Origin of the sequence: Brucella sp. HL-2, assembly GCF_025846885.2 — a bacterium.
In the GTDB taxonomy this organism is placed as follows: domain Bacteria; phylum Pseudomonadota; class Alphaproteobacteria; order Rhizobiales; family Rhizobiaceae; genus Brucella; species Brucella quorumnocens.
On the sequence record NZ_JAOYTK010000005.1, the window covers coordinates 66,778 to 84,739 of the forward strand.

Sequence of the window (17,962 nt, forward strand, 5' to 3'; positions counted from 1 at the left end):
ATTCCGGGTGCGTGACAAGGGGATGACACAACTCAGATGGCCAGGAACTGCACCGTTTAAGGACTTGAGGAAAAGCCAACAAACGAAACAAAAGAATCATTAGATTCAGGAATCTGCAAATTAATATCGAACACAACAAATAGTATAATATCGATTTTTTTTGTTTAAAATTGACTATTTATTTCATAAAGTCATCATATCTCCTATTCCGACTTAACGAAAACTGAACAAATATTGATCTATATTTATACATTGTGCGAGTTTGGTGGAAAAAATCGCCATGGACGTTGATATGAATTGAGAATTCCCATAAACTGAATTGCTAATAAGAAAAACAAATACATATACTTGCAATGCAAAATACCTTGAAAGGCGACTGATAATCGGCCCGCTTTAAGCATTCAGGAGGGACTATGTGTATTAAGTTTAGTATGATTGTAGGCGTTGTTTCGGTCGGGTTGTTGATACCCTCCGTCGTGAACGCACAGACGCCTTCAGCACAGTTCACAGTTCAGATAACGATCGCGGGTGCATGCCAGATCAACTCCGCAACGAATATGGATTTTGGCCTCCACGGAGTGCTAGCTACGAACAGCGATGCCACCAGCGTCATCACAGTTCAATGCACTAACACTACCCCTTTTAATATTGGCTTGAGTGCGGGTTCCGGCTCAAGCGCAACTGTCGCCAACCGTCTGATGACAGGAACCGGCGGCGCAACTGTTGCCTATTCTCTATATCAGACAGCCGCACGTGACACAGTTTGGGGCACCACGGTTGGAACCGACACTGTTTCAGGAACGGGCACAGGCGCGGCTCAACAGTATACTGTATATGGTCGCGCCCTCCCTCAGAACACGCCAGCCCCGGGCGTTTATACCGATACGGTTACTGCGACAATAACGTATTGAACGTAAAGGGAGAATTGCATGCGTATTCTCATACTCGCAGCGCTCGTCGTTGCTGGTCTGCATATTTCTTCTGCGCAATCAAACGCAGCATCATTAAGAGTGTCTCCGGTTCTTATAGACCTTAGTGCCCCAGCCGCTGCATCCAGCGTTCGGATCTGGAACGATGCAAAACGCCCCATCAACGTACAGGTTAGAATTTTCCGTTGGAGCCAAAGTAATGGCGTTGATAGCTATACTCCGGCCACAGATGTCGCAGTAAGTCCGCCGATCTCGCAATTGAAGCCTGGTGGCGAAAATATGGTTCGTGTCGTGCGAACATCCAAGCGTCCTGTCAAAGCAGAGGAAAGCTATCGCTTGATCGTGGATGAACTGCCAAGTTCTTCGCAGCAAAAGTCAGGGACTGTAAATCTCATCATCAGACATTCTATCCCCGTCTTCTTCTCACCCGAGGACAACAGCGGCGCGGATGTGGCCTGGAACGTGCAGAAAAAATCCGGAGGCTATCAAGTCACTGTCAATAATCGCGGCGACAAGCGTATGCGCGTCTCCGATCTGGCTTTGCAAAGTAAAGGTGGAGCGCCAGTCGCACAACAGAAAGGGCTTGTGGGCTATGTTCTTGGGAAATCGAGTGTTTCCTGGTTCATCCCCGGTACACGCAATAATCGAGGTGGTGGCTCGCTGATGATCTCAGCACAAAGCGAAGCTGGCCCGATTAATGCGCAAGCGAACGTCAGGGGCGGTTGACCTTGCTGTTTTGACGATTGCTTGTCTGACGATCTTCTCAGCCTTTCCGAAGGCTGCAGCTCAAGATTTGCCACCCCCGTCGGCAGGAATAACTAGTCCTGACGATGAATTTCAAGAGCTGCAACTCGAAGTCTTCGTGAATGGTTCATCTTCGGAGTTGATTGCTGCCTTTCGTCAAACATCCGACGGGCTTCTGTTGATAGAGCCCGAGCAACTGAAAAATGTAGGCATCAAGCCTGCAAAGGAAGCGACAAGGGAGGATGGCTGGGTCGATATCGGCCGACTGCCCGGTGTGGTGGCAACCTATGATGAAGAAAACCAGACTGTAGGTTTCGATGCTGTGGAGGATAGCCGCGCGGCTCGTGTCATTGATGCGCAAGCCTATGAAACACCGCAAGACGCTGAAGAGGAGGAACCTGTCGTAACGAGCAATCTGGGAGGGTTGATCAATTATACGGTCTACGGCTCGACCGGCGGTCCGAAATGGGACGATTTGACTTCATTCCAAGGTGTTTCCAGCTTGCTCGAAGGGCGTCTGTTTGGTCCATATGGAGTACTGACTTCATCGCAGATTTTAAGTTCCTCGGATGCAGACAACTTTGGTTCAACGCGACTTGATACTCGGTGGTCCTATTCCGATCCGACCCACCTGATGACATATAATGTTGGCGATATAATTTCTGGCGGCCTGTCGTGGACGCGCCCAACTCGTTTGGGTGGCATACAAATACGCCGCAATTTCACCCTGCGCCCCGATCTGGTTACGATGCCGTTGCCAGAGCTTTCTGGTTCGGCTGCAGTACCTTCTACCGTCGATGTCTATGTCGATAACGCTCAACGCGCCTCGCGTTCGGTTCCGTCTGGACCGTTCTCGATCACCAATCTGCCGATAGTCACCGGCGCTGGCACAGCGCGTCTGGTGGTTCGCGATGCGCTTGGCAGAGAAACAGTGTCTGAGACACCCTTTTACGCATCGTCTAATCTTTTGGCTAAGGGACTTGCCGATTTTTCGGCTGAGATGGGCTTTGCCCGGCGCTATTATGGCGTTGAATCGAATAACTATGATGAGCGTCCGATAGGCTCCGCCACACTTCGCTATGGTCTGACGAATAACCTCACCCTCGAAGCCCATGCCGAAGGTGCCGAAAATTTCTACAATGCAGGCGCTGGCAGCGTCTTCAATATTGGCTCTTTCGGCGTTGGCTCCGTGGCGGCATCTAACAGCCGCTTTGGCGATGAGACTGGCTATCAAGTTGCAGCCAGTCTCGAAGCTGAGCTCTGGAACATCAAGTTTTTCGCAAGAACGCAGCGGACTTTCGGCGATTTTAACGACATGGCTTCTGTAACCGCCGACATCGCCAAATTCGGACTTCCTTCAACGATCTACAACGCAAAGCCCCCACGGTCGCTTGATCAAGCCTCCATTTCCCTGCCGCCCATACTTGAAAATCTCAATCTCAACTTCTCATATGCACAATTAGAAACGGCGAATTTCGAAACATCCCGCATTGTCAGCATGACTGCAACAAAGCCCATCGGACAGAAGGGCAATGTGTTTTTTTCAACCTTCACCGATCTTGAGCGCAAAGGTTCGTTTGGTGTTTTCGCTGGTCTGTCTTGGATGATGGATGGCAATATCACTGCATCCAGCGGCATCTCTTCTGATGATACAGGCACGAGTATCACCGCAGATATCATGAAATCCGAGCAGCCAGTTGTGGGCGGCACCGGATGGCGTATCCGCGGCTCTTATGGACAAAATGATATCGTTGCCGCCAGTGGCAGCTACCGCAGTTCAATCGGACGTATTGAGGCAGGCGTCGAAAAGTTCAATGATAATGTTCGCGGGACCGCACAATTTGAGGGCTCACTTATCGTGGCGGGTGGCGGCGCATTTCTCGCTAATCGTGTCGATGATGCCTTTAGTGTGGTGGATGTTGGCGCGCCTGATGTCGAAGTGTTTTATGAAAATCGCCCAATTGGCAAGACCAACAAGCGCGGCAAGCTGCTTGTATCTGATCTTCGCTCTTATGAAAGCAACTCCATTTCCATTGATCCTTCAAACCTGCCGCTTGATGCAAGTGTAAGCACTACCCGCCAGATTGTACGCCCGGGTGATCGCAGTGGCGCGGTTGTCGATTTCAATGTCTTAGCCGAAACCAGGCCCGCATTGATAACCATTCGCACTGAAGTGGGTGACTATGTTGAAACAGGTGCCGCAGCTCAGCTCAATGGTAGTGAAAATATGATCGTTGGCTATGACGGTCAGGTCTATGCTGAGAATATTGCCGACAGGAATTTACTGATCATACAGCAATCAAACGGTGAAAGCTGCACCGTCACATTCACCGCTCCCGCTCATACCCACGAACGCACAACGATACCTGATGCCATATGCCGGAAACACCAATGACAAAACATTTTTTAAGTTTCATCGCTGCAATCTTCTTGAGCCTCACCGGTGCGAGTTTGGCTATTGCTCAAACCTGCACTGCCAGCATTACAGACATGAATTTTGGTACGGTAAACCTTCAAGCGGGTGGGGCTATCGACACTACCGCAACACTCAGTGTTACCTGTTCAAGCTCTCTCAATCTTCAGTTGCTTATGCGGGTATGCCCTAATCTTGAGGCGGGTAGCGGGGGAAGCTCCGGCAGTACCCGCCTGATGACAAGCGGCGCTAATACTTTATCCTACCAGTTTTATCAGGACGCAAACCGCACAGTCCCATGGGGATCGTCAACAAACGCAACATTGGGCACCGTACAACCAATTGATGTAATAGCGCCTATTCTGGGACCAGGTACTGCAACCCGCACCATTTATGGTCGCATACTCGGTTCCCAAGCATCAAAACTCGCAGGAACCTATTTGTCAGTCTTTTCTGGTGGGCAGGCGCGCATAAATTACATTCGCTATCTCCTCCTACCACCTGACTGCTCGACAATCGCCGACAATCCGATCCAGCCAAGCTTCAACGTGCAGGCAATTGTCAACCGCAGCTGCACGGTCTCGGCGAGCGCAGTCAATTTTGGCACCCACAGCGCGATGACCTCGAATATTGACGCTAATGGTACCCTAACAATCAACTGCACCTTGGGTCTGCCATACAGCATTTCGCTAAATGGTGGCCTCAGTAATACTCAACCGACCCAACGCCGAATGACACTGGGCACAACCGCGATTATTTACGGGCTTTATTCCAACAGCACACGCACCGTCCCATGGGGCAATACGGCCGGTCAGATTGTGTCCAGAACCGGCACTGGATCAATAGAAAATGTACCGGTTTATGGCCGTGTTGCACCACAACCCACTCCCGCTTCAGGCACCTATACGGATACAGTTGTCGTAACCATCAATTACTAGAACTCGTTAAAAAAGCCCGACCTAAAAAGATCGGGCCAAGTTTCACGACGGATGGAGATAGAAGTATTATCAGTCGCGCTTATGCTCCTCGTGTTTGTGTCCCTCATGACTATGACCGGCTTCGTCCGCATGGACCTTACCGGAGCCGCCAACTGCAACAATGTTAAAAGGCTTGCCAGCGACTTCGATATCGCCCGCTTTTTCAAATGAAACCGCATTGACGAGATGCAGCTGACCTTTCAGCGGATCACTCACAACGACATTGTCGCCTGCAACTGCAATACGCGGACGCGGATCGCTCCAGTGACCATCCATCGAATATGGCTCGGTCAACTTGATCGACTTGACGATTTCACCCTTTAGAACATCGAGCTGATGAAGCTGGCCGTCTTCAGTAAAGACATAGGCGAATTTCGGCCGCACTGGATCAACGGCAAAATGCACTCGTCTCGTCGGAAGCTGCACCAAACGGAAGCCACCATCCGCTTCTGAAGGATCGACCAGAACAACACGATCCGGGCCATAATTGCCGATGAAATACTGCAGCCCTTTGCCACCGATTAGAGTGGAAGAACTACCTTCTGGCAAAGATTTTCCGTAAGGAAGATGCTTAATAACAGGCTTGTCGCCGTCCTGCGTGATGAGCAGCAAGCCTGTATCGCAGGCAAGCGCATAAATGCTGCCTGATCCCGCAGAACCATGCAGGCCGGGGCATGCAACATCGTCGCCAAACTTATTGCCCTTGAAGTCAACGATGCGCGCACCTATTGGCCGTTTGGAGGCGTCGTCCGGGTTTGGAATCGTCACGACTGCATAATTATCAAAGGGAACAGCGACGCCGTGATGTGCTGCCACAACATTGGCTGTCTTCACGTCGGACTTCCCGTCAAGCGCGGCTTTTTCAGTGATGAACCGCGCCGCATCTTCACCATCAAACCATTGTGCGATATTGCCTTGACGTTCGACAAAGTGTGCGGGCTTTGCACCGGTCCATTCTACATTGAGAATTTTGGAGTCATCAACATCAATATCAGCATGATCGCCATGGTCATGAAATGAAATGCCGGAAGAAATGGCCGACACTGCGCCAGCAGAGCCCTGCACTGCAAACACGGTCTTTCCACTTTCACTACGATAAAGCGATGCAGGTCCCTTGATCTTGAAAGTGTCGAGCTTATCGCCATCAAGAGCGTCGATGACATTGACGACTGGCTCTGCATGATCCGACACAAATAACCGCCATGCGGTCACATTGTCTTCATCTGCCAATGCACTTCCGCCTGTCATGCAAACGGCCATAGCAAGGGCCGAAGCAGTCAGCATCAATCTTTTCATCATACTCTCCTTATTAATGATATTACATAACATTCAACATCACAGCGGCAGTGATATGCACCGCGCTTAGTGGGGGTCGACAGCAGCGCGGATGGTTTCAGTATTGTGGCGCATCATGTCGATATAAGAGGCGGCAGGGCCATCAGCCGCAGACAGCGCATCGGAATACAGAACACCGCCAAGCTTGAGCCCAGATTCAGACGCGATCTGCTGGACAAGCCGCGCATCGGCAATATTTTCGGCGAAAACAGCTGCAGCACGGTTTTCCTTGATATCGCGTACGACGCCAGCGACATCGGCAGCAGATGCTTCAGATTCCGTTGAAACGCCCTGAGGTGACAAAAACTTCACGCCGTAGGCATTTTCAAAATAGCGAAATGCATTATGGGCGACGACCACGACGCGCCGATCCTGCGGAATGGATGCAATCGTGCTTCTTATATCAGCGTCGAGCTTGTCCAATTGCTGCTGATAGATAGCCGCGTTCTGCTTGTATGCGTCGCATCCCTTCGTATCGGCTTTGCAGAAAGCCGATACGATATTCTGTACATACACCTTCGCATTCCCAACAGATTGCCAGGCATGGGGATCAAACGGCGCTTCATGGAACACTGCTTTGGTGCCGTAATAGTGGTAATGACCGCCATGCGGGTCGCGCAAAATCCCGGCTCCCTCAGTCGCCTCGACAATCTCGGCCTCGGTCCCACTAGCTTCGACAAGCCGGGACAAGAAGCCTTCCAATTGCAGACCATTCACCAGAACAACATCAGCTTTCGCCATTGCGATTGCGTCCGATGGTTTCGGTTCGTAGACATGTGCGTCGCCATTTGGGCTGACCAGCGTGCGCAATGTAATTCTATCGCCACCCACTTTCTGCGCCATGTCACCCAATATGGAAAAACTGGCAATGACATCGAGCTTTTGTTCTGCTGCACCTGCGTGCGAACTGACAGCCAATGTTGCGGTACTCAATGCAAGGGCAAGTTTAAATTGCCTCATCATTTCAATAAGTCCTTCTGATTGTTAGGCAACTTTATGAGATCTTCTGGGTCTGCGTGTCACAAACACACCGCGCGTTCCCGCGAGTACCGAGATGAAATAAATCGCTCCCGCAGAGAGAATGATGGCCGGTCCTGACGGCAACGACAGGTGATAGGACAACAACAAGCCTGACAGCGAGGAGCCAAGACCAAACACCGTTGCCAGAACGCACATGGTTTCAACACGGTTTGTCCAGAAGCGCGCAGATGTGGCAGGCAGGATCATCAACCCCACGGACAAAAGCGTGCCAAGCGCCTGAAAACCAGCAACGAGGTTAAGGACCACAAGGCCAAGGAAGATGAAATGAACCGGCGAACCGAGCTTCGACACCGAACGCAGAAATAGGGGATCAAGACATTCGGTAATCAGCGCACGCCAAAATACTGCCAGCGTTACCAATGTGAGGATTGTGGTGAGCCCGATCAGGAATAGCGCATCATTGTTGAGCGCCAGAACGGTTCCGAACAACACATGCATCAGATCAACACTCGATCCTCGCATTGAGACCAGCAGCACACCAATTGCCAGTGATATCAGATAGAAAGCGGCCATTGAGGCGTCTTCTTTCTGGATCGTCAGACGTGAGACTGCGCCTGCGCCCAGAGCCACCACTATGCCTGCAAGCATTCCACCAATGGTCATTGGAATGATTTCAAGCCCATAAAACAGGAACCCGGCAGCCGCGCCCGGCAGAATGGCATGGGACATGGCATCACCAGTCAGGCTCATGCGACGCAGCATCAGAAATACCCCTACAGGGCAGGCACTGATCGAAAGGAAGATCGCCCCCAACAACGCCCTTTGCATGAAAGCAAATTCGGCAAATGGGGCGACAAAGAATTGATGCAGATCCATCATCATGCGGCATCCTTACCGAATGCTGGCAAAATTGCAGATGGATGCTGAAGACTATGTCCCGTCTCGCACCAGGGCGCTGCTTCATCCCAAGCTTCATGGAAGTGCCGAGCACGTGCTAGATTCTTGGATGTGAGCACATTATTAACGCTGCCCCAGGCAACCGCACGACGCGCCAGCAACAATGCTTCCGGAAAGTGTTCCCTGACGAGATCAAGATCGTGCGCAACAACCATCACTGTGCGCTTCTCGCCGTGCCAGTCCTTGATCAGTCCAATCAGGTCGACAACAGTCTTCTCATCCACCGCATTGAACGGTTCATCAAGCAGGATCAGATTTGCATTCTGAACAATCACGCGCGCAAATAAAGTGCGCTGGAGTTGTCCGCCCGACAGGCTATCGAGGGGACGCTTCTCAAAACCTTCCAACCCAACGGCTATGAGGGCATCAGTCAGCGTTTGCCGATCACCGGCATTGTGCCGACCCAACAATCCACGTCTTGGCCACAGCCCCAAGCCGACAAGATCAATGACACGCGCTGGAAAAGAACGGTCCAGTTCCGATTGCTGGGGCAAGTAGGCGAGGCTTTGCGTCTTATTCGCAATGCATGCACCCGACATAGGGCGCAAAATTCCCGCAATGCCTTTCATCAATGTCGATTTGCCCGAACCATTTAAACCAACAACCGCCGTCAGCGAACCGGCGCGAACAGCACCACTGAGATGATGGACCGCCGGATGGCTGTGATAGCCAAGCGTCAGGTCACGAAAAGTCAGACATGCATCAGTCATAGATTCCAGCGCTTTTATTGATCGGAATGGATCGGGAAATCATCTCCGTATGTAATGTTATTACATTAAATAATGGTATCGCAAGAGATAATATGAGAAATCCCGTCCTAAATATTCGATCGGGCGTGAAACCCACGCTTTTCGATTAAATTTCAGCAAAAACCTGCAGTTTCTCGCATTATTTTCTGGTGCTTCGGCATCAGAAATGGATAATATGAAACCAATTCTTTAACTTGCATTTTGGTCAAGATACCGAAATGTTCCGGCCAGACCTGCTAGTAAAATCCAACCTAAAGCCAATTGAGACAAACTCGGAGTGGGGTTTGGACCGTATCGTTGAAGCCTATCAGATTTGTTCTGAACAGGATTGCGCAGATGAGCCGTCAATGGACTGGCCGTATGTTTGCGCAATGGATTTACTCAAGCATCCGCTCAATACTGGCATTTCCAATTATCTTGATTTTGTCGGCAATGCATCCAACTCAGACCGCGCATGGATAATTGAATACGGCCAAGACCTACTTCGCTTTCGCAATACATATGAATGGTGCCAAGGCGGAACGACTTCCTTCCTTGAAGAATTGCAGGAAGCCCCAACGACGCTTATCGGCTGGCTGCATCGGTACTTGATTGCGGGAAAAGCCGTAGCGGTAAACAATGTGCATAGCCTGCCTCGCGCTGCTCGTGCGATACAGGTCGAGTTCGTCCGTCAGGGCAATAAAAGCATCCTGAGCATCCCGATGTTCTACGGTGAACGGTTGCGTGGTATCATCGGTTTCGACACAACGCGCGAATATCACCAGTGGTCCGGTGCCGAAATCAAAGCGATGTTTCAATGCGCCAACCTGATCGCTCAAGCCCAATATGGCAGCAACAACAATCATATAACCATCAACCCAGAAGAAGAGACTGAACCGGTCGTCTATCTGCGCAAACGCGGCGTCGTACGTGGCGTAGTACCCGAGACAATCGTCGGTGTGCGTTCAGCAGGAAATTATAGCGAGATCTGGCTGAATGACGGCTCGATGCTGCTTGATTCACGGCCGCTCGGCATCTGGATAAGCATTTTACCGGAAAGTTATTTTTTCCGCGTCCATCGTACAGCGTTCGTGAATGCTTTGCATGTTTCCGATGTGGATCGAAGCAAGCCGGACAAATGGCTTATTAAGATGCGCGCCATACAGCAGTCCTGGCCGGTTTCCCGCGTCTATCGCAAACCCTTGCGCGAAAGATTGGGTGTGTAAGACAGTCCAACTTCCAGCAAGCCAAACCCCATGTTCATTCATCCAACCGGCTGGTTGATTCATCCTTCTGCTATTGCTCAGTGTAAGGCTTGTTCTCAATGCTCTCGGCAACATAACAATCGCGCCAAATCAAGCACTGAGGGATCAACATGCGTTCGAGCCATTCGCCTGAATATCGCCCCACAAATTTCATCTGCGCCTTGTTGATAGCCAGCAGTCCGACTTTGGTGATGGCGCAACAAGCAAGCGCAGAAGATCTGGCTTTAAAAGATGCTGTCTCCATGACCGGCATGGCATTGTTCCTGAGTTCTGGTGCGCCAGCCCTGACAATTGCCGTCGTCCGTGGTGATGAAAGTGTCGTGCAGGGCTTTGGAGAAACAGTGCCCGGTAACGACACCGAACCGAACAGCAAATCAATTTTCCGCCTCGGCTCGATCTCCAAGGTCTTTGCAACCGATGTCCTCACCTCTCTGGCGGCGGAAGGCATAGTGAACCTGACAGATCCGCTTGAACGCTATGCGCCTGACGGTGTTAGCGTTAAGCAAACAGGCAGACCGATTAGCCTTCTCGATCTCGCAACCCATTCGGCAGGCTTACCACGCGAACTTCCCGATCCCAATGTGAAACCGTCGGACAATCCCTTCAATGCCTTTGATCGCGATTATTACTGGAAGTGGATCGGATCAAACGCTCCAGCCTATGCGCCCGGCACCACCACGCTTTATTCAAACTTCGGTTACGGACTGATGGGCGATGCGCTTGCCAAGGCCGGCAAAAGCAGCTTTGCCGAGCTCTTAAAGAGCCGTGTATTTGAACCTGCCGGGATGAACGATACTACCACGACACTGAGCGATGAGCAGAAAAAACGACTGATGACCGGGCTTGATCCATTCAACAAGAACGACCCGAATAATGTCGTTCCAGACATTATGTACGCCAGTGCCGGCGTGTATTCGACGGCCGACGACATGGTGAAGTGGATGCAATGGCATCTCACTTCAACGGCCTCAACACAAGAAGCACATACCCTGGATCATACGATGTGGCTTCCCTATGACGGCCTTGAGCGTATCGTCGGCACAGAAGTAACGGGGGGTGAAGGCATGGGATTGGGCTGGGTTGTAACCATGCCGCGCAACGGCGTTCCAATGCTTCTTGGCAAAAGCGGCGGCCTTGGTGGTTTTATGACCTATGTGGTTCTCTCACCCAATCGCAAGCTTGGAATCTTCGTCGTCGCCAACCGCGTAAATTTCGGAATGTTCAATGACATTCGGGCGAGCGTTCATGAACTTGCTGCTGAGCTTGGGCCACGATAGCCCAAGCTTTCATTTTACCATTTGTAGCGCAGCACGCCCTTACCAGCGTAACTGGTGCTAGCGCCAGAAAACTCAGCGTCAAAAGCAGCACCCAGCGACAGGCCATGGTTCCAGTTCATCTCAGCCGAGACGCTGGCCAGGCCAACGTCCTTCGGTTGCGATGCGCCATTGACGATAAAGCCCGCTCCCGGCAATGCATTAATGGCGGCAAAGACACTGCGGTCATTGTTGATGTTGCGAGCCCAGGCAAGGCGTCCGCGCGTCGTGAATACGCCGTCCGAGAGTGTCAGAGATTTGTCGAGACTAAAGCCTAATTCGCTACGCCCCACAGTTTCGTGCTGTGATGCATAGCTGAGCGCATAAGTGTCGCTGCCCGCATAGGCTTTTTCCGAATAGGATGGCAGATCAAAGCTTACAAACTGCCCTGCTGCATAAGGCGTTACACCCAGCCAAGGCGTTTCAAAACGATAGCCCGCCTCAAGCCGCCCCGACCAGGAATTTGCCCGATAGCTGCCATTGAGTTGATCAGTTTCGTAAAACGACACCGTGCGTTCAGTATCGATACTCTGCCAACCATAAGCAAGCGCGCCAGTAATATAGGCATTGCCCACATTTTGCCTGCCATAGATACCCGCCTGAAACAGATCGGATTCACCATTGCCCATACCATCAGCGAGCCCGAACTTGGTGCCGCCACCGGCAACGGCAAAGCCAAGAATTGTATCGGTCGATGCGTGATAGTCCGCGCCGACAGCAACGCCATAAACACGTCCACGCGCGTCATGTGATCCAATAATCGTATCGCCATCTGTTGTGCGCGAGCTGCCGTAGCCTGCGCCCCATACGCTCCAGCGGTTCTCAAACAAGCCTGTGTCGGATGCTGGCGCTTGTGTGATACGTCCTGCCTGGCCTATAATCAAAGGATCCGCGAGCATGTTCATGAACTGGCTCATGGCATCGATGGTCGTTTGTTGTGCCGCCGTTGCTAATTCGCCTGAAGCAGCAGCCAAACCATCGGCATCCAATGCACCGAAAGCAAATGGGATTTGACCATTCTCGTCGAAGTAGCCGACCAGCGCTGCAGACACATTCTGCTGGTTCACATTCAAGCCACCAATATTCATTTCAAGATCAAGGAAGGCGTTACTGGCGTCGTACCGCAAGAGTGAGACGAAATTCTCTGGTAGATTTGTCGTCACCTCTTCGCCGAATGCACTCCCAGCCAAGCCGTCCCGTGCATTGAGAATGTTATAGCGCTTCATCACATAGGCGCCGGGATCAAAAGACGCATGGACTGTGGCACCGCCCAAATCAGCCTGCCCAGCAACATTCACGCGGTCAGAACCTGAAGGAGAAACTTCGACCTCATAGAGGGATGATGCTGTGAATCGCAAATCTCCAGCTACATTGAGCGTGCCGATGGAATTGCCCGGCGCCAGCGTGCCGCCATTAATGAATGTCTGCCCCACGATACCGGCGCCGCCAAGCTCTGCGCCTTCGTAGACCGTTGTGAACATCGAAGAGCCGATTGAACCGTTGACTGCAAGCCGTCCCGACAAAACATCGGTGGCACCCGTATAGCTGCTGTCGCCCGTCAGAATAACAGCGCCCCCACCCTTCTGCTGAAAGCCGCCTGATCCGCTGATCTTGCCTGAAAATTCAAACGTGTCCGAGCGATTAAAGGCCAGTGTTCCATTGTTGGCAACATTGCCTGTGATCCAGCCTGATGTGCCGCCATTGCCGATCTGGAGTGTGCCGTTCTCGATGTTGGTCCCGCTCGTATAATAGTTGTCAGCATCCAGAATAAGCGTGCCAGAACCGGCCTTTACCAGCGCGCCCGTACCAATGATCAAACCTGAAAAGGTATAGTCATCGCTGCGATTGAATGCGAGCTTACCGTTGTTGAGGACGTAACCGCCAATCGATCCCGCTGCACCGCCATTCCCGATCTGCAATGTGCCATCTGTGATGAATGTATTGCCGGTATAGCTGTGATTGCCAGTCAAAACAGTCGTTCCGGTGCCGGCCTGAAGCAATGCACCGGCACCGGATATGGAACCGTCATAACTAAAAGTATCTGAGCGGTTGAACGCCAGCAAACTGTCATTGCTAATGTTACCAGTAATTGAGCCAGTCGTTCCGCCATCACCTATCTGTAGAATGCCACCCGCAATCTTCGTACCACCAGCATAGGTACCATTTCCGGAAATAATGAGCCGTCCAGCACCGTCCTTATACAATGCTCCCGCTGGTCCAGAAATTGCGCCGCTCAACTCAAGCGTCGTTCCAAACAACGTATTGATTGTTCCTGTTCCAATCAGATTAACACGATGATTGAGATCAATATCGCCGAGCGTCAAAAGCGCCGCATTGCGAATTTCAAGCGCTCCAGCACTTGAATTGATCCCGAGATTTGCCGCATCAAAAATAGCCAGTGATCCACCATTGATGGTGGTGTTTCCCCAATAGCTATTGGCGCCGGAAAGCACGAGCATCCCGCTGCCTGTTTTAACCAAATTACTGTTGAAATTATTGCCAGTTATTGTGCCAGCATAAATCGTATCGGCGCCCTGCGCAATTGTAAGCGTCGCTCCATCAATCGATATTTCACCACTAGTTCCGATCAAAGAACGCATTTGCAGGTTATTGCCGTTGAGATCAAGAATTCCGCCTGTAAGAACATAATCGGAGTTATGGGCTATCGCCGAAGAATTATTCGCTTCGAGGCGTAGTGTGCCTTCATTTACCCAGGTGCCGCCCGACCAGCTATTAGATCCGCTGAGCAACAGTGTGCCGCCACCATCCTTGAACAGCATACCATCACCGGAAACACCGCCGGTAAGTTTCATCTCCTGATCAAAAAGAACATTGATCGTCGACACGCCGCCCAGAGTTACGGCCTGTGTCAGATCGAAACTATCAGCGGTTCTCAAAGTGGCATTGTTGATATTCAGCGTGTTGCTTGCAGAACCCAGATTTTGCATTGACGCGATCTGAAGAATGCCGCCACTGAGATAGGTGTTACCGGAGTAAGTGTTATCTCCCCACAGAACCAGCAACCCATCTCCGGTCTTTTCAAAACCCGAGGTGCCGCTGATTGAGGCACTTATCAGGGCTCCCTCGTTATTAAGGACACGTATTTCAGGGACATCTATATCAATACCAGAACCACTATAGCCAGTCAGATTTAGCGTCGCACCGGAGTTACCTTCAATTCTGAAATTTCCGCCAGCAAACTGCAATCCAACAGCTGACTGCGCACTATCAATTGTAACTGTACCACCCAACCCACGGAAAATAGCGTAGCCATGACCCCATGTAGTGTTAGCGGTTCCGCCGACAGGGTTTAACCAATTCTGGTTCGTGTTATTCCATACGCCATTCTGATTGTTGCTACCCGGCGCGCCACCATCCCATTGCTGAAGGATATTTAAGCCTTGAGGACTGACGAGAAGATCAACAGCCCGCGCCTGCGTCGTATCAACCATATAGTTGAAGCCGAACGGAGTCGTATCGGGAGTTTGGCCAACATTCAGACCGCCATTCGTCTGTGTCAGATTACCCGTATATGAGATGATACGATGATAGCCGATTGAAGGTGAGCCCGTTACGTTCAACATCGTTCCATTAAGCGCAACGTCACCATTCACAATGGTCGCTGCCGTCGTACCAGAACCGCCCGTAGCAAGACTATACGTATAAAGCCCGCCACTGTTGAACGTAGCCTTGCCGTTGACAATAAGTGAAGCCCCGTCGCTGGGAAAAATGGAGCCACCCCCATTCAACGTAAGCCCACCATTAATTGTCAATGAACGCGTGCCAGTTGGAGCAAGGACACCACCTGCATTTATTATGGTCGTACCAACCTGCCCTGACCCTTCCAGCCGCCCTGCGTTGTTGACAGTCAATGTGCCGTTGAGTTTTGCTCTTTCAGCTACGTCCAGCGTGCTGTTGGTTACAGTCGCGTTACCGTTAAAAAACGAGCTATCGCCTGTCAGTTTTGTCTTGCCCGAAAGAAACTTGAGGTTCGCAAAGCCAGATATTGAAGCGTCGAAGCTGTAATCGCTGGCATTATGATTGAACACTACATCGGTAAATGGCGAAAGCATCAGATCCCGGCCAACAAATATGCCTGGGGCAACAGCGCTTTCGCCTTCTGCAGCGCCTATATTTAGAATACCATAAGCGCCATTATCGCCAATATTGATCATACCACGCGGCGCGCCAACAACTGCGCCATCCGCGATGGTCAACGAGCCCCGGCCTCCATCGTTATCGGCATTGCCACCACTGATATAAATATCACGCGCAGTCCATTTCGTACCTACTCCAGTGACAAAAACCGATCCCGTCGAACCCGTATTTCGCCCGATTGCCACTTTTCCGGACTGGACTTGGGCACCATTGGTAATGGTCAGGGTACCTTGGCCGGAATCGCCAACGGCCAGTATTCCATCCGCAGTCAGGTTTGATTGCGGACCAGTCAGGTTTACAGTGCCTGAAACTGAGTTCTGGCCACCGATGACCAAATCTTTGCCGACCTTTACGATTCCGCCATTGGATATCTCTAAACTGCCCGTATTAATGTTACCAACAACGAGAGACTTTTCTACGGCCCATTTTGCAGAGCTGGGAGTGCCGTTACCCGTTACAGTGACTTTTCCGCCGTCGATAAAGCCATTATCAGATTGCAATTCTGATTGGTCGGGGCCAAGTGCTACAACACCGCCTGAGACACCAACATCTTTAAAACGTGCATTGGCTTTTCCACTCAGTGTCCATGTACTCTGGTCGATCTTAAGAAGGTGGCTCAAACCTTGAAACTGCCCGCCGATCTGCGAAAGATCAAACGCTGAATTCTCCACACCAGCTAAGGATAACGTGGCGTCCGCACCCAAATTAACGCCACCGATAAACTTGAATCCATTGAGAAGCTGAAGCACGTTGTTCGTGCCATTTATGGAGACCGCTGCTGCGCGTGCTCCACCCGAGCCAAGCCCGCCCGATACGGTACCCGCAACACTTGTGAGCGATTGAGAAGCGGCCCCGTCAATACCAACGCCGCCAACGGCTCCATCACCACCTTGAATGACTGCGCCAGTCCCCACCTCAACGCGAAGTCTGTTCCCGGAATTCAGCCAGACGCCCTGTCCACCATTCCCTTGGTGACCAGCCGTTCCATTGCTGGGGGACATTGTGCCCTTGTAAACCGATCCACGGTTTCCTTCGAAGCCTTTCTCTCCGCCCTGTCCACCTCTAACGCTGGCACCGTCGCCCAGAATGACGTGGCTTTGATCCGCGTTCGGTCCGCCAAGCACAATACCCGTTCCACCGACACCACCATCTCCACCATTCCCGCCATTTCCAAGGTTATAGTCGTTGGCATAATCGCTATTACCACCCCAACCGCCACTACCGCCTTTTCCGCCGTTACCGCCCGCAACAGCAGTCCCGGGAGTGAGGTAGATTGATGAGATGAAACTGTCCGCCAGAATGCCGGCCCCACCGTTTCCGCCACTGCCTCCCGAACCGCCATCACCACCAACGGCATTGTGCATACTGGCTTTGGTTTCACCGGCACCACCATCACCACCGTAACCACCGTCACCACCTGCTCCACCGGTAATGTTGGCCGAAATATTGGCCGCAACTTCCCCGGCTGGCATCGGTCCTTGGCCCGAAGAACGAAAAGTCAGAGCAGCTCCACCACCGCCACCGCCGCCACCCGCACCACCGCCACCACCGGTTCCATCCCAATATGCGGAGAACGGATAAATCGCCGCTGAATACCCAATCCCTCCTATAGCGCCATTGCCACCACCACCGCCTTTACCTCCAACAATAGAGGTCGAAATGTCATAAATTGCGCTGGAAGCAAGCGTGGTCTTAACGCCACCGCCACCGCCGCCTCCACCGCTTCCACCGTCATGACCGAAGTTACCGGGTGCCCAAATCCAGCCCTTTGCTAAACCATTAGCCCCTTTGGTGCCGTCGTTTCCGTGCTCATTCCAGCGACCACCTATTCCGCCGCCCCAAGCCTTTGGTCCGCTACCGCCACGTCCACCAATCCCTTCTGAAGCAGACGTCGAGTTTTTTCCACCACCGCCACCGCCGCCACCACCTGAATAGGAAATGGCAGCGGCACCGGAGCCCCCCGCCCGCGGGCGACTGATTGCATGTTGTCCGCCAGCGCCCCCTTGACCAGAAACTTGCTGCGCTAGAACTGGCGCAGCCGAATATGTAAGGCTAAAAAAAACGGCTATGGTTGTAATAGCAGCGAGAACGCATGACATCGCTGTCGATGCTCTCAACGATTGCCTTCGAATTTGAATACTGGGTTTTAGTAGCTCGACAGA

11 protein-coding genes are annotated in these 17,962 nt (G+C 51.8%); 6 read left to right on the top strand and 5 right to left on the bottom strand.

Annotated features, from left to right (window positions below):
* Window positions 1-413 precede the first annotated feature (413 nt).
* From OIV19_RS09395 to OIV19_RS09410, 4 genes are read left to right on the top strand one after another with little or no spacing between them, the layout of a single operon-like run.
* Entirely contained in the window at window positions 414-911 is a 498-nt protein-coding gene (locus OIV19_RS09395) for a Csu type fimbrial protein (RefSeq protein WP_264231422.1), read from the top strand.
* An 18-nt stretch (window positions 912-929) separates the two neighbouring features.
* A complete protein-coding gene (locus OIV19_RS09400) occupies window positions 930-1,655 on the top strand; it encodes a fimbrial biogenesis chaperone (protein WP_264231423.1) in 726 nt (241 codons plus the stop codon).
* Complete coding sequence (locus OIV19_RS09405; protein ID WP_264231424.1) at window positions 1,627-4,068, top strand: fimbria/pilus outer membrane usher protein; 2,442 nt, start codon at window positions 1,627-1,629, stop codon at window positions 4,066-4,068. Before OIV19_RS09400 ends, OIV19_RS09405 begins: the two co-directional genes overlap by 29 nt.
* Window positions 4,065-5,024, top strand: a complete 960-nt coding sequence (locus OIV19_RS09410; protein ID WP_264231425.1) for a Csu type fimbrial protein — start codon at window positions 4,065-4,067, stop codon at window positions 5,022-5,024. Before OIV19_RS09405 ends, OIV19_RS09410 begins: the two co-directional genes overlap by 4 nt.
* A 69-nt stretch (window positions 5,025-5,093) precedes the next feature.
* Here the strand turns inward: OIV19_RS09410 and aztD are convergent, their stop codons facing one another.
* The 4 genes from aztD to aztA all read right to left on the bottom strand — a co-directional run bounded on the left by aztD (window position 5,094) and on the right by aztA (window position 9,046).
* Complete coding sequence (gene aztD / locus OIV19_RS09415) at window positions 5,094-6,362, bottom strand: zinc metallochaperone AztD (RefSeq protein WP_319637597.1); 1,269 nt, start codon at window positions 6,360-6,362, stop codon at window positions 5,094-5,096.
* A gap of 63 nt (window positions 6,363-6,425) precedes the next feature.
* The gene (gene aztC, locus OIV19_RS09420; RefSeq protein ID WP_264231426.1) at window positions 6,426-7,361 is read right to left on the bottom strand and encodes a zinc ABC transporter substrate-binding protein AztC; all 936 of its coding nucleotides are present in this window, start codon (window positions 7,359-7,361) and stop codon (window positions 6,426-6,428) included.
* Window positions 7,362-7,382: 21 nt separating this feature from the next.
* Window positions 7,383-8,255 carry a zinc ABC transporter permease AztB gene (aztB, locus tag OIV19_RS09425; protein ID WP_264231534.1) on the bottom strand — a complete coding sequence of 291 codons (873 nt, stop codon included), beginning with the start codon at window positions 8,253-8,255 and terminating at the stop codon, window positions 7,383-7,385.
* 2 nt (window positions 8,256-8,257) lie between these two features.
* Complete coding sequence (aztA, locus tag OIV19_RS09430; RefSeq protein WP_264231427.1) at window positions 8,258-9,046, bottom strand: zinc ABC transporter ATP-binding protein AztA; 789 nt, start codon at window positions 9,044-9,046, stop codon at window positions 8,258-8,260.
* Window positions 9,047-9,369: 323 nt separating this feature from the next.
* Here aztA and OIV19_RS09435 point away from each other — a divergent pair, with 323 nt between their 5' ends.
* The gene (locus OIV19_RS09435) at window positions 9,370-10,290 is read left to right on the top strand and encodes a GAF domain-containing DNA-binding protein (RefSeq protein ID WP_264231428.1); all 921 of its coding nucleotides are present in this window, start codon (window positions 9,370-9,372) and stop codon (window positions 10,288-10,290) included.
* A gap of 149 nt (window positions 10,291-10,439) precedes the next feature.
* Window positions 10,440-11,606 carry a D-alanyl-D-alanine-carboxypeptidase/endopeptidase AmpH gene (gene ampH / locus OIV19_RS09440; protein WP_264231429.1) on the top strand — a complete coding sequence of 389 codons (1,167 nt, stop codon included), beginning with the start codon at window positions 10,440-10,442 and terminating at the stop codon, window positions 11,604-11,606.
* A gap of 14 nt (window positions 11,607-11,620) precedes the next feature.
* Here ampH and OIV19_RS09445 read toward each other — a convergent pair whose 3' ends face one another.
* The gene (locus tag OIV19_RS09445; protein ID WP_264231430.1) at window positions 11,621-17,917 is read right to left on the bottom strand and encodes an autotransporter-associated beta strand repeat-containing protein; all 6,297 of its coding nucleotides are present in this window, start codon (window positions 17,915-17,917) and stop codon (window positions 11,621-11,623) included.
* Between the last annotated feature and the right edge of the window lie 45 nt (window positions 17,918-17,962).